Source organism: Microvirga sp. HBU67558, from assembly GCF_018069605.1.
Lineage (GTDB): Bacteria > Pseudomonadota > Alphaproteobacteria > Rhizobiales > Beijerinckiaceae > Microvirga > Microvirga terrae.
Genome location: NZ_JAGPUP010000558.1, coordinates 53,077 through 78,591, shown reverse-complemented (window position 1 = coordinate 78,591; position 25,515 = coordinate 53,077). Strand labels below are relative to the sequence as shown.

Genomic DNA, 25,515 nt, shown 5'->3' with positions numbered 1-25,515 from the left:
CTTCGTTACATGGACCTCGGTTCCCGGCCTCACCCCTGGCCGAGCTTGAAGAAGGCGCTCGCGGCCGCACGGGAATTCTCCTTCCGGTCCCTCGCCTCCTTGAGGCGTGCGATCTCCTGCTCCAGCATCTCGACGCGTTCGTCGAGTTCGTCGATGGACAGCATCGAGAGATCCTGGCCGATCTCGTGCCCGCTCATGATCTGGCGAGGCTCATCGGCGAAGGGGTCGAGGGCCATGGCATTCTCCTCCTGTTCATCGTCAACGTTAATCCGGCATGTATTCCTTGCCAACGGGGCCTATATCCCGGGAGCTTGTTGACCAAAGGAGGGAAAAATGGGGCAGATCCCGCAGATGATGCGTGCCGTCATTGCCGAGGGGAGCGGTGGGCCGGAGGTTCTCAAGGTTGTCCAGCGCCCGGTACCCGTGCCGAAGGAGGGCGAAATCCTGGTCAAGGTGAAGGCCGCCGGCGTGAACCGCCCCGACGTGATTCAGCGGCAGGGCGGCTACCCGCCACCGCCCGGCGCTCCGGACATCCTCGGTCTCGAGATTGCCGGCGAGGTCGCGGCCGCCGGTCACGACGCCGCGCGGTTTGCCGTCGGCACACCGGTCATGGCTCTGGTCCCCGGCGGGGGCTATGCGGATTACGCGGTGGTCCATGAGAGCAACGCCCTCCCGATTCCCGCAGGCCTTTCCTTCGAGGAGGCGGGCGCCATCCCGGAAACCTATTTCACCGTCTGGACCAACGTGTTCGACCGGGGGCGTCTGCGATCGGGCGAGACGCTCCTCGTCCATGGCGGAACCTCCGGAATCGGCACCACGGCGATCCAGCTCGCCAAGGCTTTCGGCGCCACGGTGATCGCGACCGCCGGATCGGCGGACAAATGCGACGCCTGCCTGCGACTTGGGGCCGATGTGGCGATCAACTACCGGAACCAGGATTTCGTGGTGGCCGCCAAGGAGGCCACAGGGGGCCGAGGCGTCGACGTGATCCTCGACATGGTCGGCGGCGACTATATCACCCGCAACTACGAGGCTGCCGCCCAGGACGGCCGGATCGTTCAGATCGCCTTTCTCCAGAGCCCCAAGGCCGAAGTCGACTTCCGCCGCCTGATGGTCAAGCGGCTCACCCATACGGGTTCGACCCTGCGCCCGCGGTCGCCGGCGGAAAAGGCCGAGATCGCCGAGGCGCTCGAGGACAAGGTCTGGCCGCTCCTGGCGCAGGGCCGGTGCCGGCCGATCCTGGACTCGCGCTTCGCCTTCGAGGACGTGGCCGAGGCTCATGCGCGGATGGACGGGGGTGAGCACATCGGCAAGATCGTGCTGAGCCTTTAAAATTTGCAACATCCCGGCACGATCCCTATAATCATCTCGTTTCCCTCACATCGTGAGACGAGATGCTCCGGTCCGGGCCGGTTCGGAGCGCGAGAGAGTTTTGCCGTGCGGCGCCGACATCCGGCGCCCGGCCTGAAGGAGGTTCACATCCATGTCCCAGGGACCGTTGATGCCGAAGGCGACAGCCGTTTGGCTCGTCGAGAATACATCGCTGTCGTTCGATCAGATCGCCGATTTCTGCAAGCTCCACCCGCTCGAGGTGAAGGGCATCGCCGACGGCGAAGTCGCGGCAGGCATCAAGGGCCTCGACCCCGTATCCACGGGCCAGCTTACCCGTGAGGAGATCGAGAAAGCGCAGGCCAACCCGAACCACCGCCTTCGGCTCGCCGAGATGCGCGTGAAGCTGCCGGAGCAGAAGCGGGTCAAGAAGGGGCCGCGCTACACCCCGGTGTCCCGCCGCCACGACCGCCCGAATGCGATCCTCTGGCTCGTGCGCAACCATCCCGAGTTGAAGGACGCGCAGATCATGCGCCTGGTGGGCACCACCAAGACCACGATCCAGCAGGTCCGCGACCGCACGCACTGGAACTCGGCGAGCCTGTCGCCCATGGACCCGGTGACGCTCGGCCTTTGCTCACAGATCGATCTCGACTTCGAGGTGCAGCGCGCCGCCAAGGACCGTCCGCAGGTCGAGACCCAGGAGCATGGCGGCACCCTGATGCCGGCGGAAGTCTCCACGGCTCCCGAGCGGGTCGATCCCTTCGCCGACATGAGCCGCCCGAAGCCGGCGCAGGAAGAGAACATCGACGTCAACTCGGTCTTCGCCAAGCTCAAGCAGCTCAGGCGCGACGACGAGGACGAGGAGTAGGATTTCTACCCAGAAGGCCCGGAGCGATCCGGGCCTTTTCCTTGAGGGGGCGTCCACTCACTCCTGGCGGCGCGGCCGCCGTCGGCGCGGCTTCGCGGGCCTGTCGCGCTGACGCTCGAAGCTCGCCTTCGCCCTGACGGCATCGTGTCGCGCCTCGCTGCGCACATTCTTGGTCGCGCGGTGGGCCAGGATCTTGTCGTCGTCTCCGAGAGCCTGCGCCAACAGAGCCTCGAAACGCGCCTGCTCGTCCTCGGCGGAATCCGGCATCCTCATGTCCCCTTCAGACGGACAGCCCCCTCGCCCGCAGCGCGTCCCCGATCTCGGCCAGGATCATTGGGTCATCGATGGTGGCCGGCGTCGACCACGAATCGCCGTCGGCGATCTTCTTCATGGTGCCGCGCAGGATCTTGCCCGAACGGGTCTTGGGCAGGCGTGCCACGGTGATCGCGAGCTTGAAGGCGGCCACGGGCCCGATCTTGTCACGCACCAGCGCCACCAGCTCCGTCTCGATCTCCTCCGGTGGCCGGTCGATGCCGGACTTCAGAACAACGAAGCCGCACGGCACCTCGCCCTTGAGCGCGTCCTTCATGCCGATCACGGCGCATTCCGCCACCGCCGGATGCGAGGCCAACACCTCCTCCATGCCACCCGTCGAGAGGCGGTGACCCGCAACGTTGATGATGTCGTCGGTGCGGCCCATGACCCAGATGTAGCCGTCCTCGTCGAGATAGCCCGCGTCCGAGGTGTTGTAGTAGCCGGGATAGACCGACAGGTACGAATCCCGGAAGCGGCCGTCCGCGTGCCACAGGGTCGGCAGGGCGCCGGGCGGCAGCGGCAGCTTGATGACGATGGCCCCCATAGTGTTGGGCCCGACGGGCTTGCCGCCCTCGTCCAGCACCTCGAGGGTGTAGCCCGGCATCGGCACCGTGGGCGATCCATGCTTGACGGGAAGCGCGCCGAGCCCGAGGGGATTGCCGGCCACGGGCCAGCCGGTCTCCGTCTGCCACCAATGGTCGATGACGGGCACCTGCAGGATGTCCTCGGCCCATTTGACCGTGTCCGGATCCGCCCGCTCGCCGGCCAGGAACAGGGCTCGGAACGACGATAGATCATATGTCTTCAGGAGTTCCGCCTTCGGATCCTCCTTTTTGATCGCCCGGAAGGCGGTCGGCGCGGTGAAGAGGGTCACGACCCCATGATCCGAGATCACCCGCCAATAGGCCCCTGCGTCGGGCGTGCCCACCGGCTTGCCCTCGTAGAGGATGGCCGTGCAGCCGTGCAGGAGCGGCCCGTACACGATGTAGGAATGGCCGACCACCCAGCCCACGTCGGAGGCCGCCCAGAACACCTCGCCCGGCTTCACGCCGAAGAAGTGGCCCATGGACCATTTGAGCGCGACCATATGGCCGCCGTTGTCGCGCACCACGCCTTTCGGGATGCCGGTCGTGCCCGACGTATAGAGCACGTAAAGCGGGTCGGTCGCCGCCAACGGGACGCAGTCCGCCGTCCGGCCTTCGGACCTGGCCGCCGCAACGGCGCCGGCCCAGTCCCGGTCGCGCTCCTCGGCGAGGGCGCAGGCGAGTTGCGGCCGCTGGAAGACGAGGCAGGCCTCCGGCTTTGACGAGGACAAGGCGATCGCCTCGTCCAGGAGCGGCTTGTAGGGGATGACGCGCCCGCCTTCGATGCCGCAGGACGCGGACAGGATGATCTTCGGCCGTGCGTCGTCGATGCGGGTCGCGAGTTCCTTGGCGGCGAAGCCGCCGAAGACGACGGAGTGAATGGCCCCGATGCGCGCGCAGGCCAGCATCGCGAAGCTCGTCTCCGGGATCATCGGCATGTAGATGACGACCCGGTCGCCCTTCGCGACGCCCATGTCCTGCAGCACGGCCGCGAGGGTTGCGACCTCGTCCTGCAGTTCCGCATAGGTAATGCTGCGCTTGGTGCCGGTGACGGGGCTGTCGTAGATGATCGCCGGCTGGTCGCCACGCGTGGCCACGTGCCGGTCGACGGCGTTGTAGCAGGTGTTGCACTCGGCACCGACGAACCAGCGGCCGTAGACGCCCGCCTGCGGGTCGAACACCGCCTCCGCGGGCTTGATCCAGTCGATTTCCCGGGACGCCTGTTCCCAGAAGCCTACGGGATCAGCTTTCCAGCCGGCATAGACCTCGTGATACCGGCTCTGGGCGGATGGCATGGCGTTCCCCGTTGCGTTCTGTGCATGAGACTTCAAGCGCCTGCTGTGGTAGCAGGCCCCCAAGCCGTGGTCAGGGGCGACTTTCGGTGAGTCGACTTTCGGCGAGTGCTGTCGTGATTACCGATCCTCTCTTCTATGCCGCCACCATTCCCGCGGTGATCCTACTCGGCTTGGCCAAGGGCGGCTTCTCAGGGCTCGGCGCCCTCTCGCTCCCCCTGATGGCGCTCGTGGTCTCGCCCGTTCAGGCCGCCGCCATCACCCTGCCGATCCTGATCGTCCAGGACGTGGTATCCGTCTGGGCCTACCGGCATGCCTGGGACCGGCGCAACGTGGTGATCCTGCTCCTGGGCGCCGTTTCGGGCATCCTCACGGGCTATCTCCTGGCCGCCCAGGTCTCCGATGCGGCGGTCAAGCTGGCCGTGGGCGTGATCTCGGTGGCCTTCGCCATCCGCCGCATGGTGGTGGAACGCCGGGCCACCCCGCCGAAGCCCGCGCCAGCCGACGTTCCACGCGGCATTTTCTGGGGCTGGGTGACAGGCTTCACCAGCATGGTGGCCCATGCGGGCGGCCCTCCCTTCCAGATCTATGTCATGCCCCAGCGGCTGCCGCGCGACATCTTCGTCGGCACGGGGGCCGTGCTCTTCGCGCTCGTCAACTGGATCAAGGTTCCGCCCTATCTGGCCCTCGGGCAGTTTACGCTCGAGAACATGGCGACGGCGGGTGCCCTGTTTCCCGTGGCCATCGCCTCGACCTGGGCCGGCGTCCTCCTCGTGCGCCGCGTATCCGGACAGGCGTTCTACACGGCCGTCTATGTCCTGCTGATCCTCGTGGGCGCCAAGCTGATCTATGACGGCGTCGCCGCGTATCTGTGAGGCGCCCATGAAAAAGCCGCCGCTCGTTGGGTGAAGCGACGGCTTCTTCAGGTGGGAAATTGCAGGGAATTCTACGGCTAGTGCAACGCCGATTCGGAGCTTCTCAGTCGGGTAATCTCATCCTTGAGCTGAAGCTTCCTGCGCTTGAGTTCTGCCAGCCTCATGTCATCTGCCGACGGTCTGTTGAGGGTATCCTGGATCTCGCGCTCGAGGGCGCGATGCTTCCGTTCCAGTTCCGTCAGGTGATTCTGCAGCGGCATGTCAGTTCCTCCTATTCGATCTACTGACAGGCCGATTGTGGCAGACAGAGTGTGGCGAGTCGAAGGCGAAATTCGAAGAATCGAGAGTAGAAGATGATCGGGCGATCTTGCTCTCCACAGGGCCCGAGAGCATACTTCCGCCCCTCTTGGCCCAGAGGCAAGTCGGCCGGGCATCTAGCGCATCGTGCGGAAATGGGGACCCGGTTTTCCGCGCCCAACGATGCGCCGCCGGAGGGATCGAGCATCGGATCGATCCCGACGGTGGAATCCACTTTGGGTCCGAGGCTCTAGGTATTTTCAATGACCGAATTGGCTGAACTGGAAGCGGAATTGGCCCGTCTGAAGCAGGAACACCGTGATCTCGACATGGCCATCGACGCCCTGGAGAGCATGGTGGCCGGCGATCAGCTGCAGGTCCAGCGCCTGAAGAAGCGCAAGCTTTCCCTCAAGGACCAGATCATCCGGCTCGAGGATCAGCTCACCCCAGACATTATCGCGTGAGAATTCAGCGCCTTCGCGGGAACGGCCTTGCCTGCCCGAGGCGGCTTCGCTATTCCGGCTGAAGATCTGAAGGCCTTGAAGCCGGAGCCACGCCATGGCGCATCCTCCCATTGCCATCATCATGGGCAGCCAGTCCGACTGGGCCACCATGCGCCACGCGGCCGAGACGCTCGATGCGCTCGGGATCGCCCACGAGGCCCGCATCGTGTCCGCTCACCGCACGCCGGACCGGCTCTATGCCTTCGCCAAGGGCGCCAGGGCCGAGGGCTTCCAGGTCATCATCGCAGGCGCCGGAGGGGCCGCCCACCTGCCCGGCATGGCGGCCGCCATGACCCCCCTGCCCGTCTTCGGCGTCCCGGTCGAATCCAAGGCTCTGTCCGGCCAGGACAGCCTGCTCTCCATCGTCCAGATGCCGGCCGGTATCCCCGTGGGCACCCTCGCCATCGGCCGTGCCGGCGCGGTGAACGCGGCGTTGCTGGCGGCGGCCGTGCTGGCCCTGCACGATCCCGCTCTCGCCGAGCGCCTCGACGCTTGGCGGCAGCGCCAGAGCGAAAGCGTGGCCGAGCGCCCCTCCAACGAAGGGTGAGGAACCGATGATCCGTCCCGGCTGCACCCTCGGAATCCTCGGCGGCGGCCAGCTTGGCCGCATGATCGCCATGGCGGCGGCGCAGCTGGGCCTGCGGACGCATGTCTATGCGCCGGAGGAAAACAGCCCGGCCTTCGAGGTCGCGACCGAATACACCATCGCGGCCTATGAGGACGAGGCGAATCTGGTGCGCTTCGCCAAGGCGGTCGACGTGGTGACCTACGAATTCGAGAACGTGCCGAGCGAAACGGCCGCCACCTTGAGCGCCCACGCCCTGCTGGCCCCCAACGCCCAGGCCCTGGCCGTGTCGCAGGACCGCTTCCTCGAAAAGAGCTTCATCGCCGGCCTCGGCATTGCGGTCGCGCCCTTCGCGCCCGTGTCCAGCGAGGCCGAACTCGCCGAGGCTGTCGAGCGGATCGGCCGGCCCGCCGTGCTCAAGACCCGCCGCTTCGGCTACGACGGGAAAGGCCAAGTGAAGATCGGCCCCGAGGCCGACCCGATCGCGGGCTGGGACGAGATCGGGCGCGCGGCTTCCATCCTGGAGGGCTTCGTGCCCTTCGAGCGGGAGGTCTCGGTGGTCGCCGCGCGAACCGCGTCCGGCGCGTTCGCCGCCTATGACCTGTGCGCCAACGAGCACCGCAACCATATCCTCGACACCACTGCGGTTCCGGCCGGCGTTTCGCCCGACACGGAGGAGCAGGCGGTCCGGATCGCTCGGTCGATTGCCGAGTCCCTGGATTACGTGGGCGTTCTCGCCGTCGAGCTTTTCCTCGTCACCGACGACGGGTCCGAGCGCCTGGTGGTGAACGAGATCGCCCCCCGGGTGCACAATTCCGGCCATTGGACGCTGGGCGGCGCCGCCACCTCGCAGTTCGAACAGCATGTGCGGGCGGTCTGCGGCTGGCCTCTGGGCGAGACCGCCCGGCTCGGGCGTCGGGTCGAGATGAAGAACCTGATCGGGCACGATGTCGATGCCTGGGAGGAGATCCTGGCCGAGCCGGGGGCTCATCTGCACCTCTACGGCAAGATGGAGGCCCGCGCGGGCCGCAAGATGGGACATGTCACCCGGGTCTTCCCCGACCAGGGCTGAACCATTCAAGACCGGGGCCGTTTCCCCTGGAACGGCGCTTTTCTTGAGAGGCAACCCTGGACAGGCAAGGCTTCTTCTGGTATCGACGCCGACCAGATAGAGGTGCGCATGACGCGCCTCATTGTTTTTTGTCACAATCGAAACGGTTCAAACACGAGGAATTCGCGTGCAGGTTCTTGTCCGGGATAACAACGTCGATCAGGCGCTCCGCGCTCTCAAGAAGAAGATGCAGCGTGAGGGCATCTTCCGCGAAATGAAGCTTCGCGGTCATTATGAGAAGCCGTCCGAGAAGAAGGCCCGCGAGAAGGCTGAGGCCGTTCGCCGCGCCCGCAAGCTGATCCGTAAGCGCATGCAGCGCGAAGGCCTGCTGCCTTCCAAGCCCCGTCCGACCCGCTAAGCTCTTCGAGCGGGCCTGTAAAAGGCCTCGCCGATCGGTTGTGAACCAGCGCCCGTCGCGTCAAGCGGGGCGCTGTTTGCATATCTGGGGGTCTGTTTCGTACTCTGGCGAACTTAGTTACAACGCCTCTTGCGCCGGCGCCTTTTTGATGCCTTGTTTCACGGCTGTTAAGGATTTCCCGCCAGAGTGCCGCTCCCGGTACCTTGAGTAAATAAGCTGGAGACGAAGGTGTTCGCCCCATCGATTCGCCAATTGGCCCCCTTGAGCCTGACGCTCGTTGCCCTCGGTCTCGCCGCCTGCAGCACCACCGGTGGCGGCCCCACCCAGCGCATTGCCGTCGTGGAAGAGGACACGCAGGGGACGAGCACGGTCAACATCTCGTCCCTGTCGGACGTGATCCAGCGCAACCCGAATGATCCGAGCGCCTATAACACCCGCGGCGCCGCCTATGCGCGCGTCGGGAACTACAGCAGCGCCATGTCCGACTTCTCCAAGGCGGTGCAGCTCGACCCGAACTACGCGCCGGCCTACACCAACCGCGCGCTCGCCCTGCGGCAGACGAACCGCAACGACCAGGCGCTCGCCGACTTCACCCGGGCCATTCAGGCCGATCCGAACTACGGCCCGGCCTATATCGGGCGCGCCAATCTGTACCGCGCCCAGAACCAGTACCAGGAAGCCCTCAGCGACCTGAACATGGCGACCCGCCTGCTGCCCGAATCGGCCGAGGCGCTCCACTCCCGCGGCCTGCTCTACCAGCGCCAGGGCATGCACCCCCAGGCGATCCTCGACTTCGACGCCACGATCGACCGCAATCCCTTCGTCGGCGCTCCCTATGCCGCACGAGGCCAGAGCTTCGTGGCGACGAACCAGTACGACAAGGCCATCGAGGACTTCAACGCGGCCCTCAACGTCAACAACAAGGATGCCGATTCCTGGGCTTGGCGCGGCGTGGCGCTCGAGCGCAAGGGCGACCGGAGCCAGGCTCTCGAGAGCTATCAGCGCGCGCTCGCTCTCGACAACAGCAACAGCGTCGCCCGCCAGGGCAGCTCCCGGCTGCAGGGCGGCGTGGCAGGCCTGTTCCGCTCGTAAGTGCCGTCGCGGGGGGCGGCATGAACCCAGCCCCTCCCCTCCACACCATCGCCGACATCCAAAGTCTTTTCGAAGCGCATGCGGACCTGCATGCGCTTCTTTCGCATGTGGAGGGTCTCGGGCTTCCTGATGCCTGGATCGGCGCCGGCTTCATCCGCAATCCCGCCTGGGACGTGCTGCACGGGCGAACGATCGACGTCTCATGCCTGACCGACGTGGATGTGATCTTCTTCGATCCGGTTGACACCCGAGGGGAACGTGACGGCGCCGTCGAGCATCGGCTCCGCGAGCGTGATCCGGGCCAGAACTGGTCGGTGAAGAACCAGGCCCGCATGCATCTTCGCAACGGGGATGCGCCGTATCGTGACGCCTTCGATGCCGTTGCCCACTGGCCTGAGACAGCAACCGCTGTTGCGGCGCGCTCGATCGGCGGCAGGATCGAGGTGATAGCCCCGTATGGGACTCGGGATCTTCTGGATCTGATCGTGCGACCGACACGGGCGTTCGGTCACAAGATGAACGTTTACCGCGAAAGGATTCTGGCAAAAGACTGGCCGGTCCGCTGGCCGAAGCTGACGATGCTCACAACGTGGGATGAGGCCTGGCCCGGTCCTCACAACTCTTTGGACAGGATCGAGACATAAGGCTCGAAGCCGAAGGCCCGGTAGGTGCGGTCCGCCCTCTCATTGGCCACCAGGACGCCGATGAAGAGCCGCTTGAGCCCCGCTTCCTTCGTTAGGCGCTCGGCTTCCTTGAGCAGCATCTGCCCGATGCCGCGTCCGCGCCAGTCGTCGTGCACGATCAGGTCCGTGACCGTGCCGTGATTGCGGAAGCCGTCGGCCACATAGGCGGCGTCCTGATCGAGCGAGAAGCCCATGGCGCCGACCGTCGCCCCTTCCGCCTGCGCCAGCACGATGCGGCCGTTGCGCCGGGACAGGCGCTGCATCAGCTCGTCGTAATATTCCGCCGCTGCCTTGTAGTCGCGCCGCCGGTCGCCGACGAGGTCGGCCTCGAAGACGTTAAGCTGGTGGATGAGCTCGATGACGGCATCCCGGTCGGCCGGGAGGGCGGTACGGAGGGTGATCGGGGACATGAGGGATTTCCGGGACAGACGACAGCCTCTTAAACCAGCTTTTGCGTGAGCCGTCATTCCATCTCTCGCGATGGAAAGCTCCGTTCTTTTCCAACCGAGATCACCGGTACGAGGCCGGTGATGACATGAACGAAAATGCCCGGCACGACGCCGGGCATGAAACATTCAAGGGCAGAGCGGATCAGAGATTCTTTAAGATCTCGTCCACGACCTTCTTGGCGTCGCCGAAGAGCATCATGGTGTTGTCGCGGAAGAACAGCTCGTTCTCGACGCCCGCATAGCCCGAGCCCATGCCGCGCTTGATGAACAGCACGGTCTTGGCCCGCTCCACGTCGAGGATCGGCATGCCGAAGATCGGGGAGGACGGATCGGTCTTGGCGGCCGGGTTGGTGACGTCGTTGGCCCCGATGACGAAGGCCACGTCGGCCTGCGGGAACTCGCCGTTGATATCCTCGAGTTCGAACACCTCGTCATAGGGCACGTTGGCTTCCGCCAGCAGCACGTTCATGTGGCCGGGCATGCGGCCCGCCACCGGATGGATGGCGTATTTCACCTCGACGCCTTCGGCCTTCAGCTCGTCGGCCATCTCGCGCAGCGCGTGCTGCGCCTGGGCGACCGCCATGCCGTAGCCCGGCACGATGATGACCTTGGCGGCGTTCTTCATGATGAAGGCGGCATCGTCCGCCGAGCCCTGCTTCACAGGCCGGCTCTCGACCGCGCCGCTGGCGGCGGCTGCCGTCTCGCCGCCGAAGCCGCCGAGGATCACCGAGATGAAGGAGCGGTTCATGCCCTTGCACATGATGTAGGACAGGATCGCGCCCGAGGAGCCGACCAGCGCGCCCGTGATGATGAGCGCGAGGTTGCCGAGCGTGAAGCCGATGCCGGCCGCCGCCCAGCCGGAATAGGAGTTGAGCATCGACACCACCACCGGCATGTCGGCGCCCCCGATGGGGATGATGAGCGTGACGCCGAGCACGAAGGAGACGAGCACGATCAGCCAGAAGGCCGCGTGGCTCTCCGTGCGGATGAAGGCGACGAGCAGGACCAGCAGCAGGAGGCCGAGGCCGATATTGATCAGGTGCCGGCTCGGCAGCAGGATCGGCTTGCCGGACATGCGTCCGTCGAGCTTCAGGAACGCGATCACGGAACCGGTGAAGGTGATCGCCCCGATGGCGACGCCGAGAGCCATCTCGAACAGCGATCCGCCGTGGATGGTGCCGACCGAGCCGATCCCGAAGGCCTGGGGCGCATAGAGCGCGCCGGCCGCGACGAGGACCGCCGCGAGACCGACCAGGGAGTGGAACGCGGCGACCAGCTGGGGCATTGCCGTCATGGGCACGCGCCGGGCGACCACCGCTCCGACGCCGCCGCCGATGGCCAACCCTAAGATCACCAGGATCCAGCCGCCGAAGCCGCTCGGCGGGGACACGAACAGGGTGGTGAGGATGGCGATCCCCATGCCCACCATGCCGTAGAGGTTGCCCTGCCGGGACGTGGTGGGGTGCGACAGGCCTCGCAGCGCCAGGATGAACAGGACGCCGGAGACGAGGTAGAGGATCGAGGCTAGATTGGCCGACATCGCCTCACCCCTTCTTGCGGTACATGGCGAGCATGCGCTGGGTCACCAGGAAGCCGCCGAAGATGTTGATGGACGCCAGGACGAGGCCGATGAAGCCGAGCACCCGGGCCCAGATCGGGCCTTCCCCGAGGGCCGGGGCCACGTCGACGCCCACCGCCAGCACGGCGCCGACCACGATCACGGACGAGATGGCGTTGGTGACCGACATGAGGGGCGTGTGCAGCGCCGGGGTCACCGACCAGACCACGTAGTAGCCGACGAAGATCGCCAGGACGAAGATGGCCAGACGGAACACCGTCGGGTCGACGGCCCCGTGGGTGACGGCGGCGGCCGCGGCTCCGGCCGCATCCGCCACCTGATCGGCGATGGTCTGGGCGGCTTCGGCCGAGCGGCGGGCAGCCTCTGCCGCCGCTCGGGCCTGTTCGACGGCCTGTTCGGGCGTAAGCGTTGCCATGGTGTCCTCCCCTGGACGGTTTAAGCGGTCGGCTGGAAGGCGGTGTGGACGATGGCGCCGTCACGGGTCAGGCAGGTGGCCTTGACCAGTTCGTCGTCCCACTTCACGGCCAGAGCCTTGGTTTCCTTGTCCACCAGCGTCTCGACGAAGGCGTAGAGGTTCTTCGCGTAGAGGCTGGAGGCCGTTGCGGCGAGGCGCCCGGGCATGTTGAGGTGGCCCACGATCTTCACGCCGTTATGCTCCACCACCCGGCCCGGCTGGGCCAGCTCGCAATTGCCCCCGCGCTCCACCGCCAGATCGACGATCACGGAGCCCGGCTTCATGGATTCGACCATGGCGCGGGATACGAGCTTCGGCGCCGGCCGTCCGGGGATCAGGGCCGTCGTGATGACGATGTCCTGCTTGGCGATGTGGGACGCGACCAGCTCGGCCTGCTTGGCCCGATACTCGGCCGACATTTCCTTGGCGTAGCCGCCGGCGGTCTCGGCCTGCTTGAACTCCTCGTCCTCCACGGCGACGAACTTGGCGCCCAGGCTCTCCACCTGCTCCTTGGCGGCGGGCCGGACGTCGGTGGCGGTCACCACGGCGCCGAGGCGGCGGGCGGTTGCGATGGCCTGGAGGCCGGCGACGCCGGCGCCCATGACGAAGATGCGGGCTGCCGGCACGGTGCCGGCCGCGGTCATCATCATCGGGAACGCCTTACCATACTCGGCGGAGGCATCGATCACGGCCCGGTAGCCGGCGAGATTGGCCTGGGAGGACAGCACGTCCATCACCTGGGCGCGGGTGATGCGGGGCATCAGCTCCATGGAGAACGCGGAGACCTGCGCGTCGGCCAGCGCCTTGAGGGCTGCGTCCTGGCCGTAGGGATCCATGATCGCGATGACGAGCGCGCCGGGCCTGGCGCCTTTCAGCTCGCCCTCTGCGGGGCGGCGGACCTTCAGGATGACATCGGCATCCCTCAGGGCCTCCTCGGCGGTCCCGGCGAGCGAAGCGCCGGCCGCCTCGAACTCCGCATCGGGGATGCCGGCCTTGGACCCTGCCCCGGCCTGCACGACCACGTCGGCGCCGAGCGTCTTGTATTTCTTGACCGTCTCGGGGGTGGCGGAAACGCGAGTCTCCGCTCCATCGGTTTCGGAGAGAACGGCGATCCGCATGTAGGCCCCCCTAAGATGTGGTCAACGGCTTGGATACAAGCTCTTGTCTCGTTTCTGTCAGGCGATCGTCCGCCGCTCAGTAGAAGATGAGCGCCAGCAGGAGGAGGACGCCGACGGCTGCCGGAGCCCGAACGCCGACGGATGGAGCCATCGCGCCGATGCCGCCCGCCACGAGCGAGAGGATCACGCCGAAGATCGCCGTCAGCCAGGCATGCTTGATCCCGCCGACCGCGAGGGCCAGCACGTGGCAGATGATGACCGCCGTGGCGATTTCGGCGAACTGGACAAATCCCTGATAGGTCGCCTCATGAGCGCGGCTGTCCATATCCGGACTGTAGCCCCCGTGCGGCGCATGTTTTGTATCGGCCATGTTTCAAAGCCCTGTTCAGCGTCACTTGTTAACTGCTGCGTTTAGCGCATGCGATGAGGAGCCGCAATCTTTCGAATGGCTCCAAACGAAAACTTTATGAATGCATTTTGCGCTCATTTGATCCCGAGGAATTCTCGCCACTGGGGCAGGCAGACTGTCTCGTAATCATATCGTGCCACGGCGATCCGGCGGGCCTCGGCGGCCATGGCGGCGGATTTCTCCTTCTCCGCGAGCGTCTCGCGCACCCGATCAGCCAGGGCCTTCTCGTCGAAGAAGGGGAAGAGGCGCCCGTTCACCCCATCCTGGATGACCTCCCGCACCGGCTCGGTGTCCGAGGCCACGATCCGGCATTCGAGCGCCATGGCCTCGATGGACGACCAGGACAGCACGAAGGGATAGGTCATGTAGACATGGGCCGAGGAGACCTGCAGGACCTTCACGAACTGGTCATAGGGCAGGTTTCCGACGAAATGGACCCGGGACCAGTCGATCGGACGCTCGATCCGGGCCTTGAACACATCAAACCACGACTGCCCGTTGGGCGCGGAGCCGGAATAGCTCGTGCCGCGGCCGCCGACGATGACGACCCTGAGGTCAGGATCGATGTCGAGAAGATAGGGCAGACTCTTGAAGACCACGTGCGCGCCACGCATCGGCTCGATGTTGCGTGTCACATAGGTGACGACGGGCTTCTCGCGGGTCAGCTGCGGCCCGCTCTCGCCGAGTTGGAGCCTGACCTGAGGGTCCGGCAGGAGCTTGTGGGTGTCGATGCCGTCATGGATGATGGCGAGCCGGTCGCGCAGGTAGGTGGGGAACGTGTCCCGCTGGTAGCGGGTCGGCGCCACGGCGAGGTCGGCGGCGTCGAGCGCCCCGAGCTGCATGGAATTCTTCAGGCGCAGGCGCCAGATCACCTCCTCGTTGGTGACCGGGAATTCGGGATCGAAGTCCAGATCCTGCCCCTTGGCGTGGTAATAATATTCGAAATAGGCCACATGGCGGGCCTTGGGCCAGATGTCCTTCAGGAACAGGTTTTCGCCCCAGCCGGTATTGACCACGACGACATCCGGTTCGAAGCCCTGGCTGGCCAGCGCCTTTGCCCGGTAGGCGACTCCATAGGCCCGACGCAGGCGTGGAATGACCGGCGAGTAGCGGTTCTGGTAGGGCGCGTCGTCCGGCCCAGGCACCGCGTCGTAGGAGAAGTACTTCACGCCCGGGATGGCGCATTGCTTGACCATCCCGAGGCCCACGACCTCATGCCCCTCGGCCACGAAGGTCCGGGCCAGACGCAGGAACTGGCCCGGAAAGTTCTGGTGAACGAAAGCGATCTTCATCGGTTGCCCCTACCCTACCGTTAGCCTCTACGGCCAACCGGCGAAAGATGCAACCTCATTACACCGGATTTGGTAAACCGGCGGCGGCCAGAGCCTCTTTCTGCTTATGCTCCAGGTTGTCCAGGGAGAAGCGGTCGATCTCGTTCTCGAAGAGCCGGTGGTAGTTCAGCTCGGCCTTCAGATGCAGGAAGACCGCGCCCAGACCCACCGCCGCACGATCCATGAAGACGAACTCGCGCGGCACCGTGACCGGCCCCTTCTCCTTCAGGGCCTTGTGGACCTCGAAGGCCTGGCGGCGGCCGTACTCGCCGGGCTTGACCCCATCGGCCACCGTGCGGACGCGGTCGTCGAGGAGCGGGGCATAGATGAAGCGGGCCCAGATGTTGAGGATGTCGATCAGCTCGTTCGAGAGGCTCTTGAAGCCCCAGGTCTCGTAGGCGTGGACGACCCGGGCCCGGTCGTCCGTCTGAAGGCCGCGGTAGAGATCGACCACGCCGCCCACGAAGCGGGGATGGAAGATGCGGATGCAGCCGTAATCGAGCAGGTTGATGCCCTGCGCCTCCCCGTCCTCGGAGAACACCGTGTAGTTGCCGAGATGCGGATCTCCATGGATGACGGCCGCATGGCTGAAGGGGTGCCACCAGGCCTTGAACATGGCGACCGCCAGCCGGTTGCGGATCTCGACCGGAGCCTCGGTGAAGCCGAGGATCTTCTCGCCCTCGAGCCATTCGAGCGACAGAAGCCGCCGGGTGGACAGGTCCGGATGGACCCGGGGCACCCGGACCTCCGCCACGTCGGTCAGGGCCTGGGCATAAAGGGCTGCGTGCTTCGCCTCGCGCTCGTAATCGAGCTCCTCGCGCACCCGCTCTCCGATCTCCTTGGCGATCTCGCGGGTATCGATGGCGGGATCCATGCGCCGGTGAAGGGCGAAGACGAGCTCGAGCTGCTTGAGGTCCGCCTCCACGGCCGACTGCATGTCGGGATATTGCAGCTTGCAGGCGAGCTTCTCCCCGTCCTTCGTGGATGCGCGGTGGACCTGGCCGAGGGATGCGGCGGCGGCCGGGGTGAGATCGAAGGAGCCGAAGCGGCTCTGCCATTGCGCCCCGAGCTCCGCCTGCATGCGCCGCTTCACGAAGGCCGCTCCCATGGGCGGCGCCTCGCTCTGCAGCTTCTGAAGCTCCGCGGCGTATTCCGGCGGGATCAGATCCGGAATGGTGGCCAGAAGCTGCGCCACCTTCATGATCGGCCCCTTCAGGCCGCCGAGCGCCTGCGCCAGCACGGCCGCGTTGGACGCGTCGCGGGCATCGCCGCCGAACAGCCGGGAGCCGGCCATGCGGGCCGCGACTCCGCCCATGTTGGCGCCCACGCGGGCATAGCGGGCGGCGCGCGCGGAGAAGCGGTTCGCTTCGCGGTCGGTATCGGCCATGACGTGGAATCTCTTGCTCTGAACTGGAGAGCTTTAGATATGGCGTGGTCTGCCGAGCGCCAGGGCGTCCTTCCGCGGCCTTTTACCGGGGTGGGCGCTCGGCTTGGCTACAGGAGAAAGTCTCCCGCCTTCAGGCTGCGGATCGCCATGAGGCGGATGATGCCCTCGGCATCATGATCCGCATCCGTGTTCAGGAGAACGCGTGTCTCGGATCCCGAGACCTCGTACCGGACCTGCCCGGCCGCCGTGAAATCGGCCCTTCCGATGAACGCGAAGGCTTGGTTGCCGCCGCGCAGGCTGTTGGCGTCGATCGCCACCAGATCCAGGCGATCGTGAGCCCCGTGGCTGAAGTCGCGCACCACATCGGCGCTGTTCAGATCCGGCCCGGCGGACCCGGCCGACCTCCAGCGAAACACGTCGGCCCCGGGTCCTCCGGACATCCAGTCTTTCCCTGGGCCTCCGACGAGGGTGTCCTGACCGGCATCGCCATAAAGCCTGTCGTTGCCGGCATTGCCCGAGATGCTGTCGTCGCCGGCGCCGCCACGCAACGTGTCGTGGCTCCCGGAGCCCCTGAGCGCGTCGTTGAACGCGCTGCCGAGCGCGCCCTGGATGCCGACCAGGCGGTCGCCTGCGGCATCGCCGCCCGCCTGGGTCTTCCGTGCGAGGTCGATGCGCACAGGTCCGGAGGAATCACGATAATCCGCATAGTCGACGCCGCTTCCACCCGACAGGAGGTCGGCGCCCGGCCCGCCCCGAAGGGTGTCGTTGCCGGCGCCTCCGTACAGCGAGTCGTTGCCGCCGCCGCCGAAGATCCGGTCGTTGCCGCCACCGCCGCTGAGGACGTCCGCCGCATCGGCCCGGATGTCCGGGCCAGTGCCGGACCTGAGGTCCAGACGGAAGATCTTGCCCCCGTAATCGACGAGGTAGAGGTTGCCGGCTCCATCCTCCCCGAGCGACGAGACGGATCCGATCGGACCGCCCCCGACGGCCACCTGCCCGGTGAGATCCTTGAACGACCATGACCCGGAGGCGCGCTGCAGGGTCCAGATGCCGCTGGTGCCGAAATCCGAGAAGAAGTAGATCCCCTGGAAATCCGGTTCGGGCCCGCGATAGACGTAGCCGCCCGTGACCGCGACGCCGAGATCGCGGCCATAGGCGTGGATCGGGTTCGTGAAATTGGGGAAAGCCCGGGGATCGAACGGGCCTTCGGTGGCGCTCCAGCCGTAATTGGCGCCCGCCCGCCCCAGATCGATCTCTTCGGTGGTGCTCTGGCCGACATCGCCGATCATCATCTCGCCGGTCAGGCGGTCGAAGCTCACGCGCCAGGGATTGCGCAGGCCGGCCGCATAGATGCCGGTGCCCGCCGCACTGCCGGCAATGCCCTCGATCGAGGCTGGATTGTCCGGCGGCAGGGCGTAGTTCCGCGCCGGGTCGGACGGAAAGGCGTCGGCTTTCACGTCGAGCCTGAGGATCTTGCCGAGCTGGTTGCCGATGCTTTGCGCATTGGCGCCGTTCGCGCCGTCGCCGGTCGCCACGTAGAGATAGCCGTCGGGTCCGAAGCCGATCCACCCGCCGCGGTGGTTGGTGGACGACGGGTAGTCGATCCGGTCGATGAGCCGCATGCTGCCGGCATCCGCAACGAGCGGGTTCGACGCCTGCGTCCTGTATTCCCGGATCTCGACATCGCCGGCCGTCGTGCTGAGATAGACGTAGAATCGCCGGCTCGTCGCAAAATCGGGCGCGAAGGCGAGCCCGAGGAGGCCCTGCTCCCCGGCGGTCGCAACCTGTGTCGAGACGTCGAGAAAGGGTCCGCCGAGGGTCTGGCCCGTTCCGGTGTCGTGGACCTTCACGAGCCCGCGCTTCTCGAGAATGAAAAGATGCCGGGAATCACCTGGCGCCGCTGTCAGATAGAGCGGGTTGTCCAGGCCGGACACGATCATGGTGGCCGCCACCGTGGGCGGCGTCCGGGCATTGGGATCGTACCCGTAGATCGTGTCCGCCGCTTTGGTTCCGCTCAGCCGGTCCTCAGCCTGGCTCCCGATACGAACCGCCATGGTCGACCTCCCGGTCCAGCCCCATCCGTGTTCGTTCTGTTCTTATCGTGTGCAGGCCCGGGCGGCCGGTCTCCGGGTCGCCCGGCAAAATGCTAGGAGGCTGGGGTCTCCATCGCCTCCAGCTCGCCGATCAGCCGTTCGATCATGGACAGGCCGATCTGCCAGAAGGCCGGATCTCCCGCATCGAGGCCGAAGGGCGCGAGCAGCTCCGAGTAGTGCTTGGTGCCGCCCGCCGAGAGGAGCGCGAAATAGCGGTCCACGAAGCCTTCGTTGGACCGCTCGTAGACGCCGTAGAGCGAGTTCACGAGGCAATCGCCGAAGGCATAGGCGTAGACGTAAAACGGCGAGTGGATGAAGTGGGGGATGTAGGTCCAGAAGCTCTCGTAGCCCGGGCCGAGCCGGATCGCCGGCCCGAGGCTCTCGTCCTGGACGGACATCCAGAGCTCGCACAACTTGTCGGCCGTGAGCTCCCCGTTGCGACGCTCCAGATGCACCTTGCGCTCGAAGGAATAGAACGCGATCTGGCGCACCACCGTGTTGATCATGTCCTCGACCTTCGCGGCCAGCATCGCCTTGCGCTGGACCGGATCGACGGTCTGGTCGAGGAGACGGCGGAAGGTGAGCATCTCGCCGAAGACGGACGCCGTCTCGGCGAGGGTCAGGGGCGTGGGCGCCATGAGCGCGCCGTTAGGGCCGGCCATGACCTGGTGCACCCCGTGCCCGAGCTCATGCGCCAGGGTCATCACGTCCCGCGGCTTGCCCTGGTAGTTCAGGAGCACATAGGGGTGGGCCGAGGGCACGGTCGGGTGGGCGAAGGCGCCGGGCGCCTTGCCGGGACGGGTCGGCGCATCGATCCAGCCCTCGTCGAAGAAGCGCTGCGCGATGTCGGCCATGCGCGGCGAGAAGGCGGAATAGGCCGACAGAACCGTATCCTTCGCCTCGTTCCAGGAAATGGTGCGCTGCTCGACCTTCGGCAGGGGCGCGTTGCGGTCCCAATGGTCGAGCTTGTCCTTTTTGAACCACCGGGCCTTCAGGGCGTAATAGCGGTGCGACAGGCGCGGATAGGCTTCCCGGACGGCCGACACCATGGCCTCCACGACCTCGCGCTCGACCCGGTTCGCCAGATGGCGGGAATCGGCCACGTCCTCGAAGCCGCGCCAGCGGTCGGAGATCTCCTTGTCCTTGGCAAGCGTGTTGGTGATGAGCGTGAAGGTGCGAAGATTCGCCTTGAAGGTCTTGGCCAGGGCGTCGGAGGCGTCCTTGCGCACGCTCTCGTCCGGATCCTGCAGCTTGTTCAGGGTCGGCTCGATGGGCAGATCCTCGCCGCGCACCGTGAAGCGCAGCGACGCGATGGTCTCGTCGAACAGACGGTTCCAGGCCGAGCGGCCCGTCACCGACTTCTCATGGAAGAGCTGCTCGATCTTGTCCTCGAGCTGGAAGGGCTTGTCCTTGCGCAGATCCTCGATCCAGGGCTTGTAATGCCTGAGCGGTTCCTCGCTCACCGCCTTGTCGAGCACCGCGTCTTCGATGCGATTGAGTTCGAGCCCGAAGAAGAGAAGCTCCGTCGAGGCGGCGGTCAGGCGCTCCTGCGTGTCGCCGTAGAACTTCGCCCGGACCGGGTCGGTGGTGTCGCCGGAATAGACAAGGCCCGCGTAGGACATGAGGCGGCCGAGCAGATCTTCGAGCGCTTCGTAGCGCTTCACCACGTCGTCCAGCCGCTCCGACGCGTTCTCGCCTCTGGCCATCCCGTCGAGCTTGCCGCGATAGGCGGCGGCGAAGGCCCGGCACTCCGATTCGGCCTTCGCGAGATCCTGCCTGAAGGCCTCGCTGTCCATGCCAGGATAGAGGTGGGAGAGGTTCCATTCGGGCAGCAGCCCGAGTTCGGCCTGCGCGGCGCCGGCGGTGGACGGATGATGCATGTGAGAGGCTGTCAGGGAGGTCACGGGCGATGGCCTGCTTGGGATCGGTCTAACGGAATGGTCCTGCACACATATTGGCCGCCGCGCTCTGCGGATCAACCCGTCTCGGCCCGGGCGCGCCGCCTGCCTCCTGTCAACGGCCGGTTTACCCTTCTCCTGGCATCGCCTCGGCGATTCCCGCTCGCGGGTTCGACCCTTCATACCTCGTCCGGCCTACTCGCAGGCGATGGTCGCATCGTTCGTATGGAGGCGGGAGGCCCGCCGTGCTCGGGCTTTTTTACAGAAAATTGAAGGAACTTGACCTAGAGGGTGAAGCCGCATGGCGTTTTGTGCGTTAAGCGTAACAGAACGTGTGCGGGAACACTGACGAAATCCTTTCGATGGGGGACTTTCGAGCCTCCACCTTCATTGCGACGAGGAGCAGGATCATGCGTGGCTTGCGCAAGACGGCACTTTGGCTCGGCCTCATTGGGTCTGTTTCACTCCTCCCCCTTGCCGCTCTTGCAGAAGACGCCGGCATCCAGCCGGATCTCGTCCAGACCGCTCCCGCGGAACCCTCCTTCCACGATGCCGCCGTTCCGGAGACCCCGCCAAGGCCGGACACGGCTTCCCAAGCCATTCCGCTCCTCGAGCCTGCGCCCGTCACCGTCGAGGCAGCCGATCTGAGGGCTTCCCCGGTCATCGACATCCCGTTGCCCGATGCGGCGCCCGTCACCGCCCTGATGCAGACGGATCTCTTCCGCATGGCCGTGGAAGGCCTGCTCGCCGACGAGGCCGCCATGCGCGACCTGCGGGTGAGCGGCAAGGACCGGGACGCCCTGTCGGCCTATTACGCTCAGGCCGAGCGTCCCCTCGTCTGGGCCCGGGACGGGGTCTGGTCGCCTGCCGCCCGCGGCGTGATGGAACGCCTGAAAGCCGCCGACGAGGACGGTCTCGATCCAGCCGATTACGCTCTGCCCGACCGGGGCCTGCGCAAGGATGCGCCGCCGGCGCAATGGGCTCGGGCCGACGTGAAGCTCTCCCTGTCCGTGATCCGTTATGCCCGGGACGCCCGCGGGGGGCGCATCGATCTCGCCCGGCTGTCGCCGCTCGTGACCCCGAAGCTCGATCTCCCGTCCCCCGGTGACGTGCTGAGCCGCGTCTCCTCCGCGGGAGACGCGGGCGGAGCGCTCGAGGCCTACAACCCGCCGCATCCCGGCTACAAGGCCCTGAAGGAGCGGCTGGCGAAGCTGCGCGAAAGTCACCCGTCGCAGCCGAGCGTCCGGCTTCCACGAGGGCCGATCCTGCGCGTGGGCATGAAGGATCCGCGTGTGCCTCTGATCCGCGCCCGGTTCAATCTCACGAAGGATCCGGACAATCAGACGGTCTATGACGAGCGCGTGGCCTCCGCCGTGGCTGCCTTTCAAAAGGAAAAGGGCCTGCCGGATACGGGCGTTCTCAATTCTCAGACGATCGCCGCTCTGTCCGGCCCATCGGTGGCACAACGGCAGTCGGACCTGATCGCCAACATGGAGCGCTGGCGGTGGCTGCCTGCGGATTTGGGACAGCGGCACATCATGGTGAACGTGCCAGAATACCGCCTGCAGGTAGTCGATGGCCGCACCGTCGTCCACCAGACCCGCGTGATCGTCGGCAAGGAGCAGTCGCAGACGCCGATCTTCTCCGAGACCATGAAGTATCTCGTGGTCAATCCATCCTGGACGATCCCGCCGTCGATCATGAAGAAGGAGATCCTGCCGGCGCTTGCCAACGATCCCTATTACGCGGCGCGCAAGGGCTACAAGGTCATCCGCCGGGGCGACCGGATCGTCGTGCAGCAGCCGCCCGGCGAGCGCAACGCACTGGGCTTCGTGAAGTTCATGTTCCCCAACCAGCACGCGGTCTATCTGCACGATACGCCCAACCGCAACCTGTTCTCGGCCAGCAAGCGCGCCTTCAGCCATGGCTGCGTGCGCGTCGAGAAGCCCTTCGAACTCGCCGAGGAGATCATGGGCCGGGACGGCAAATGGACCGAGGAGCGGTTGCGGGGGCTCATCGGCAAGGGCGAGCGCACCGTGCAGCTGAGCAATCCCCTGCCCGTGCACCTGACCTACTTCACGCTCGCGATCGACGAGAAGGGCGAGGTGAAGCGGTTCGACGACATCTACGGTCTCGACCGCAAGGTCCGGGCCGCCCTCAACCTGTCCGAATAGCTCCCAAATCCCGTTCCGTTTTCAACGAAATTCTCACCCTGACTTAACGCGAAGGTAACCGTCTTCGGCAAAGATCCTTTCACTATAAGGATTGCCGCATCCCCGGATGCGGCCCGGTAAAGACGAGTATCACAGTGAGAGTATTGCGTACGGACCGCCTGGCGCATCGCGCCGGCATTGGTCTTGCGGCCATTCTGGCCGTCATGGTGGGCGGGGTGCGCGGCACGCAGGATGCCGTCGCCAACGGCGATACCCGGACCCTGAGCCTCTACAACAACAACACCAAGGAAAGCCTCACCGTCACCTTCCGGCGCAACGGCCAATACGATTCCGGCGCCCTGCAGCAGCTCAACTGGTTCCTGCGCGACTGGCGGCGCGACGAGCCGACCCGCATGGACCCGCGCCTGTTCGATACGGTGTGGGAGGTCTACCGCGAGTCCGGCTCGAACGAGCCGGTGCATGTGAACTCGGGCTATCGCTCGCCGCAGACCAATTCCATGCTCCGCCGGCGATCGAGCGTGGTGGCCAAGAACAGCCAGCACATGCAGGGCAAGGCCATGGACTTCTACCTGCCGGACGTGTCGACCGCGCGCCTGCGCGCCATCGGCATGCGGCTGCAGAACGGCGGCGTCGGCTACTATCCCAATGCCTACACGCCGTTCGTCCATCTCGACGTGGGCAGCGTGCGCGCCTGGCCGCGCATGACCCGCTCCCAGCTCGCGAGCATCTTCCCGGACGGGAAGACCGTTCACATCCCGTCGGACGGCCGCCCCCTGCCCGGCTACGACGAGGCCCGCGCCGAGGTGCTCGCCAGGGGCGGCTCGGTGGCCGGCTACACGGCCTATGCAGATGCCGAGGAGGCCGTCGCCACCCAGCCGCGCCGCAAGAGCTTCTGGGCCACCCTGTTCGGCCTCGACGACGACGAGAACGAGGACGCGGAGGAGATCCGTGTCGCCTCGCGGCCCAGCCGGACCATCATGGCGTCCCGTCAGCCGCAACCACAGTCCCAGCCGGCGCAGAACTATTATGCCAGCGATTCCAACGCGTCGGTCTATGCGGCGCTGCAGCCGGCTCCGGCACCTGAGCCGGCCCGCCGCGCTCCGGTGGCGATCCAGCCGCGTCCCGAACCGCCCGCTCCAGCCGTCATGGCCGCCATCGCACCGGCCCTGCGTGAGGATCTGACCCCGCCGGCCTCCGCGCCTCTGCCGCCGACCCGGATCAACGGTGCGCCCAGCACCGTCCAGACGGCGTCCGGTCCGGCCCTGGCCTGGCAGCAGGGACCGGACGCGCAATCCGAGATGTCCATCGCCAAGGGCATGGCCTTCGCGCCGATGCCGCCGCGGCGGCCGGATGCGGAGGACACGGACGTCGAGCCCGTCGCCGGAACCCTCGCCATAGCCTATGCCCCGCTCCCGCCGGCCCGTCCGGGCTCTCTCGCCGCCACGAACCCGATTCCCGGCGTCCCGGAGCTGCGCGGCCCCGTGGAGATGGCGGCCGTTCCGCTCCCGCCGCCGCGGCCCGACCTGCGCCCCATCGTTGTCGCCGCCGCGGGCCCTGTCGATATTCCGGTCACCGGGTCGACCCCGAAAGAGGTCACGAAGGCGAAGACCGCCGCCGCACCTGAGGCGAAGTCTCCCCCGGCTCCGAAGAAGCCGCCGACGGCGCTGAGCGCCCTCATGTCGGCGGAGCCCAGCCTGCACATGGGCTTCTCGAGCAAGCCCGCGGGCGATCTGGCGACGAACCGCTTCACCGGACCGGCGGTCAAACCGCTGAACGCGGTGCGATAAGAGAGGGGCTCCCTGCGGAGCCCCTTTTCGTTTCACCGGATCGGCACGCCGATGAGGGCCTCTTCATTCGCCGTGCTGCCGGCCATAGGCATTGCGCGCCGGCGGGGTCCAGTCCCGCGGCGGCGCCTTGGGCCTGTACACCTCCACCAGCAGCGGATGGCAGACCGCCGCATCGCTCGAATGCTCCGCGCTGCAATCGCCGCCCGGGCAGGCGGAGAGCGCGCCGAGCAGATCGATCTCGGCGAAGAACTCCAGGTAGTCGCCCGGTCTGACGGGGCTTGCCTTCATGAAGTACTGCCCCGTATCGCGGGTGAAGCCGGTGCACATGAACACGTTGAGCACGTCGTGCACCGCCGGCTCGACCTCAGCCTTGGGACGACCCAGCCGATGGGCGAGCGCACGGGTCAGGTTCGAGTGGCAGCAGTAATGGTAGTCCTGGCCCGAGAGCAGACGATGCGTGTAGGGATCGCACCGCGTGCCGATCACGTCGTGCACGGAGCCGCCGAACTGGTCGAAGCCGTACCAGTCGAGAGTGTCGTGCGTGATCGTCGCCATCGGCCTTAAGTACGGCAGGGACGACCAGAGCTGGTCTCCGGTGGACACATGCGTGCCGTTGAGCGCCCGCGTCTTGCCGGAGAAGAAGCGCTCGTCGAGATCGTCCGCCGCCCAGAGATTGAGGTCGCCCACCTGCGGGCCCTCGATGCTGACGATCCGGAAGAAGCAGCCGGCGGGCACGCTGAAGCAGCGCGCGTCCCTGGCCGGGACGACGACCTCGTCCACTTTCTCCCAGCCCTCACGCGCCACCCGGTAAGCCGCGAGATCGGGCCGCGGCAGGGTTTCGACCGGATAGCAGATGACGGGAGCAACGCTCCGACGCGCTTGCGCGTCGGCAGGATCGGACACTTGGTCCCGGGCGAGCTTCATGGTTGTCTCCAGCTTGTCGTTGTCGCTTCCTTATAGG

General features: G+C 66.3%; 25 protein-coding genes. 11 read left to right on the top strand and 14 right to left on the bottom strand.

Going from position 1 to position 25,515, the window contains the following annotated elements; translation table 11 throughout:
- Nucleotides 1-29: 29 nt before the first annotated feature.
- The gene (locus KBI52_RS27935) at nucleotides 30-236 is read right to left on the bottom strand and encodes a DUF1192 domain-containing protein (protein ID WP_173948042.1); all 207 of its coding nucleotides are present in this window, start codon (nucleotides 234-236) and stop codon (nucleotides 30-32) included.
- Between the two features lie 97 nt (nucleotides 237-333).
- On the opposite strand from KBI52_RS27935, the gene KBI52_RS27930 reads away from it, so the two are divergent.
- On the top strand, nucleotides 334-1,332 hold the full coding sequence (locus KBI52_RS27930; protein ID WP_210812408.1) for an NAD(P)H-quinone oxidoreductase: 999 nt from the start codon (nucleotides 334-336) through the stop codon (nucleotides 1,330-1,332).
- Between the two features lie 151 nt (nucleotides 1,333-1,483).
- The gene (locus KBI52_RS27925) at nucleotides 1,484-2,200 is read left to right on the top strand and encodes a DUF1013 domain-containing protein (RefSeq protein WP_173948044.1); all 717 of its coding nucleotides are present in this window, start codon (nucleotides 1,484-1,486) and stop codon (nucleotides 2,198-2,200) included.
- A 57-nt stretch (nucleotides 2,201-2,257) separates the two neighbouring features.
- Here the strand turns inward: KBI52_RS27925 and KBI52_RS27920 are convergent, their stop codons facing one another.
- Both KBI52_RS27920 and KBI52_RS27915 read right to left on the bottom strand, forming a co-directional pair.
- Nucleotides 2,258-2,467: a hypothetical protein gene (locus KBI52_RS27920; protein WP_210812407.1), complete on the bottom strand. Its 210-nt coding sequence runs from the start codon at nucleotides 2,465-2,467 to the stop codon at nucleotides 2,258-2,260.
- Between the two features lie 13 nt (nucleotides 2,468-2,480).
- The gene (locus KBI52_RS27915) at nucleotides 2,481-4,394 is read right to left on the bottom strand and encodes a propionyl-CoA synthetase (RefSeq protein ID WP_173948046.1); all 1,914 of its coding nucleotides are present in this window, start codon (nucleotides 4,392-4,394) and stop codon (nucleotides 2,481-2,483) included.
- 113 nt (nucleotides 4,395-4,507) lie between these two features.
- Between KBI52_RS27915 and KBI52_RS27910 the strand changes: the two genes are divergently transcribed.
- A complete protein-coding gene (locus tag KBI52_RS27910; protein ID WP_210812406.1) occupies nucleotides 4,508-5,266 on the top strand; it encodes a sulfite exporter TauE/SafE family protein in 759 nt (252 codons plus the stop codon).
- Nucleotides 5,267-5,343: 77 nt separating this feature from the next.
- On the opposite strand, the gene KBI52_RS27905 is transcribed toward KBI52_RS27910, so the two are convergent.
- Complete coding sequence (locus tag KBI52_RS27905; protein WP_173948048.1) at nucleotides 5,344-5,526, bottom strand: YdcH family protein; 183 nt, start codon at nucleotides 5,524-5,526, stop codon at nucleotides 5,344-5,346.
- Between the two features lie 300 nt (nucleotides 5,527-5,826).
- Between KBI52_RS27905 and KBI52_RS27900 the strand changes: the two genes are divergently transcribed.
- The 6 genes from KBI52_RS27900 to KBI52_RS27875 all read left to right on the top strand — a co-directional run bounded on the left by KBI52_RS27900 (nucleotide 5,827) and on the right by KBI52_RS27875 (nucleotide 9,836).
- A complete protein-coding gene (locus tag KBI52_RS27900; RefSeq protein ID WP_036355000.1) occupies nucleotides 5,827-6,027 on the top strand; it encodes a YdcH family protein in 201 nt (66 codons plus the stop codon).
- A gap of 94 nt (nucleotides 6,028-6,121) precedes the next feature.
- Nucleotides 6,122-6,613 carry a 5-(carboxyamino)imidazole ribonucleotide mutase gene (purE, locus tag KBI52_RS27895; RefSeq protein WP_173948049.1) on the top strand — a complete coding sequence of 164 codons (492 nt, stop codon included), beginning with the start codon at nucleotides 6,122-6,124 and terminating at the stop codon, nucleotides 6,611-6,613.
- A 7-nt stretch (nucleotides 6,614-6,620) separates the two neighbouring features.
- Complete coding sequence (locus KBI52_RS27890; protein ID WP_210812405.1) at nucleotides 6,621-7,703, top strand: 5-(carboxyamino)imidazole ribonucleotide synthase; 1,083 nt, start codon at nucleotides 6,621-6,623, stop codon at nucleotides 7,701-7,703.
- A 166-nt stretch (nucleotides 7,704-7,869) separates the two neighbouring features.
- Entirely contained in the window at nucleotides 7,870-8,100 is a 231-nt protein-coding gene (rpsU, locus tag KBI52_RS33525; protein WP_009763401.1) for a 30S ribosomal protein S21, read from the top strand.
- Nucleotides 8,101-8,328: 228 nt separating this feature from the next.
- Nucleotides 8,329-9,192 carry a tetratricopeptide repeat protein gene (locus KBI52_RS27880; protein ID WP_173948051.1) on the top strand — a complete coding sequence of 288 codons (864 nt, stop codon included), beginning with the start codon at nucleotides 8,329-8,331 and terminating at the stop codon, nucleotides 9,190-9,192.
- Nucleotides 9,193-9,212: 20 nt separating this feature from the next.
- Nucleotides 9,213-9,836 (top strand): nucleotidyltransferase family protein, encoded by a 624-nt coding sequence (locus tag KBI52_RS27875; protein WP_173948052.1) that lies wholly within the window; start codon nucleotides 9,213-9,215, stop codon nucleotides 9,834-9,836.
- On the opposite strand, the gene KBI52_RS27870 is transcribed toward KBI52_RS27875, so the two are convergent.
- The 9 genes from KBI52_RS27870 to KBI52_RS27830 all read right to left on the bottom strand — a co-directional run bounded on the left by KBI52_RS27870 (nucleotide 9,806) and on the right by KBI52_RS27830 (nucleotide 20,575).
- The gene (locus tag KBI52_RS27870) at nucleotides 9,806-10,285 is read right to left on the bottom strand and encodes a GNAT family N-acetyltransferase (RefSeq protein ID WP_173948053.1); all 480 of its coding nucleotides are present in this window, start codon (nucleotides 10,283-10,285) and stop codon (nucleotides 9,806-9,808) included. The genes KBI52_RS27875 and KBI52_RS27870 overlap by 31 nt on opposite strands.
- A gap of 181 nt (nucleotides 10,286-10,466) precedes the next feature.
- Nucleotides 10,467-11,864 (bottom strand): NAD(P)(+) transhydrogenase (Re/Si-specific) subunit beta, encoded by a 1,398-nt coding sequence (locus KBI52_RS27865; RefSeq protein WP_210812404.1) that lies wholly within the window; start codon nucleotides 11,862-11,864, stop codon nucleotides 10,467-10,469.
- 4 nt (nucleotides 11,865-11,868) lie between these two features.
- Complete coding sequence (locus tag KBI52_RS27860) at nucleotides 11,869-12,318, bottom strand: proton-translocating transhydrogenase family protein (protein ID WP_173948055.1); 450 nt, start codon at nucleotides 12,316-12,318, stop codon at nucleotides 11,869-11,871.
- 20 nt (nucleotides 12,319-12,338) lie between these two features.
- Nucleotides 12,339-13,475: a Re/Si-specific NAD(P)(+) transhydrogenase subunit alpha gene (locus KBI52_RS27855; protein WP_210812403.1), complete on the bottom strand. Its 1,137-nt coding sequence runs from the start codon at nucleotides 13,473-13,475 to the stop codon at nucleotides 12,339-12,341.
- A 76-nt stretch (nucleotides 13,476-13,551) separates the two neighbouring features.
- Nucleotides 13,552-13,845 carry an aa3-type cytochrome c oxidase subunit IV gene (locus KBI52_RS27850; RefSeq protein WP_173948057.1) on the bottom strand — a complete coding sequence of 98 codons (294 nt, stop codon included), beginning with the start codon at nucleotides 13,843-13,845 and terminating at the stop codon, nucleotides 13,552-13,554.
- Between the two features lie 113 nt (nucleotides 13,846-13,958).
- A complete protein-coding gene (locus KBI52_RS27845; protein ID WP_210812402.1) occupies nucleotides 13,959-15,176 on the bottom strand; it encodes a glycosyltransferase in 1,218 nt (405 codons plus the stop codon).
- Between the two features lie 58 nt (nucleotides 15,177-15,234).
- Nucleotides 15,235-16,602, bottom strand: a complete 1,368-nt coding sequence (locus tag KBI52_RS27840) for an AarF/ABC1/UbiB kinase family protein (RefSeq protein ID WP_173948059.1) — start codon at nucleotides 16,600-16,602, stop codon at nucleotides 15,235-15,237.
- A gap of 107 nt (nucleotides 16,603-16,709) precedes the next feature.
- Complete coding sequence (locus KBI52_RS27835) at nucleotides 16,710-18,656, bottom strand: PQQ-dependent sugar dehydrogenase (protein ID WP_210812401.1); 1,947 nt, start codon at nucleotides 18,654-18,656, stop codon at nucleotides 16,710-16,712.
- A gap of 92 nt (nucleotides 18,657-18,748) precedes the next feature.
- Nucleotides 18,749-20,575 carry a M3 family oligoendopeptidase gene (locus KBI52_RS27830; protein ID WP_210812427.1) on the bottom strand — a complete coding sequence of 609 codons (1,827 nt, stop codon included), beginning with the start codon at nucleotides 20,573-20,575 and terminating at the stop codon, nucleotides 18,749-18,751.
- 428 nt (nucleotides 20,576-21,003) lie between these two features.
- Here KBI52_RS27830 and KBI52_RS27825 point away from each other — a divergent pair, with 428 nt between their 5' ends.
- Nucleotides 21,004-22,767 carry a murein L,D-transpeptidase gene (locus KBI52_RS27825; protein WP_210812400.1) on the top strand — a complete coding sequence of 588 codons (1,764 nt, stop codon included), beginning with the start codon at nucleotides 21,004-21,006 and terminating at the stop codon, nucleotides 22,765-22,767.
- Between the two features lie 134 nt (nucleotides 22,768-22,901).
- Complete coding sequence (locus tag KBI52_RS27820; protein ID WP_262265653.1) at nucleotides 22,902-24,554, top strand: DUF882 domain-containing protein; 1,653 nt, start codon at nucleotides 22,902-22,904, stop codon at nucleotides 24,552-24,554.
- 63 nt (nucleotides 24,555-24,617) lie between these two features.
- Here KBI52_RS27820 and KBI52_RS27815 read toward each other — a convergent pair whose 3' ends face one another.
- Nucleotides 24,618-25,478 carry a DUF1989 domain-containing protein gene (locus tag KBI52_RS27815; RefSeq protein ID WP_210812399.1) on the bottom strand — a complete coding sequence of 287 codons (861 nt, stop codon included), beginning with the start codon at nucleotides 25,476-25,478 and terminating at the stop codon, nucleotides 24,618-24,620.
- Nucleotides 25,479-25,515: the final 37 nt, after the last annotated feature.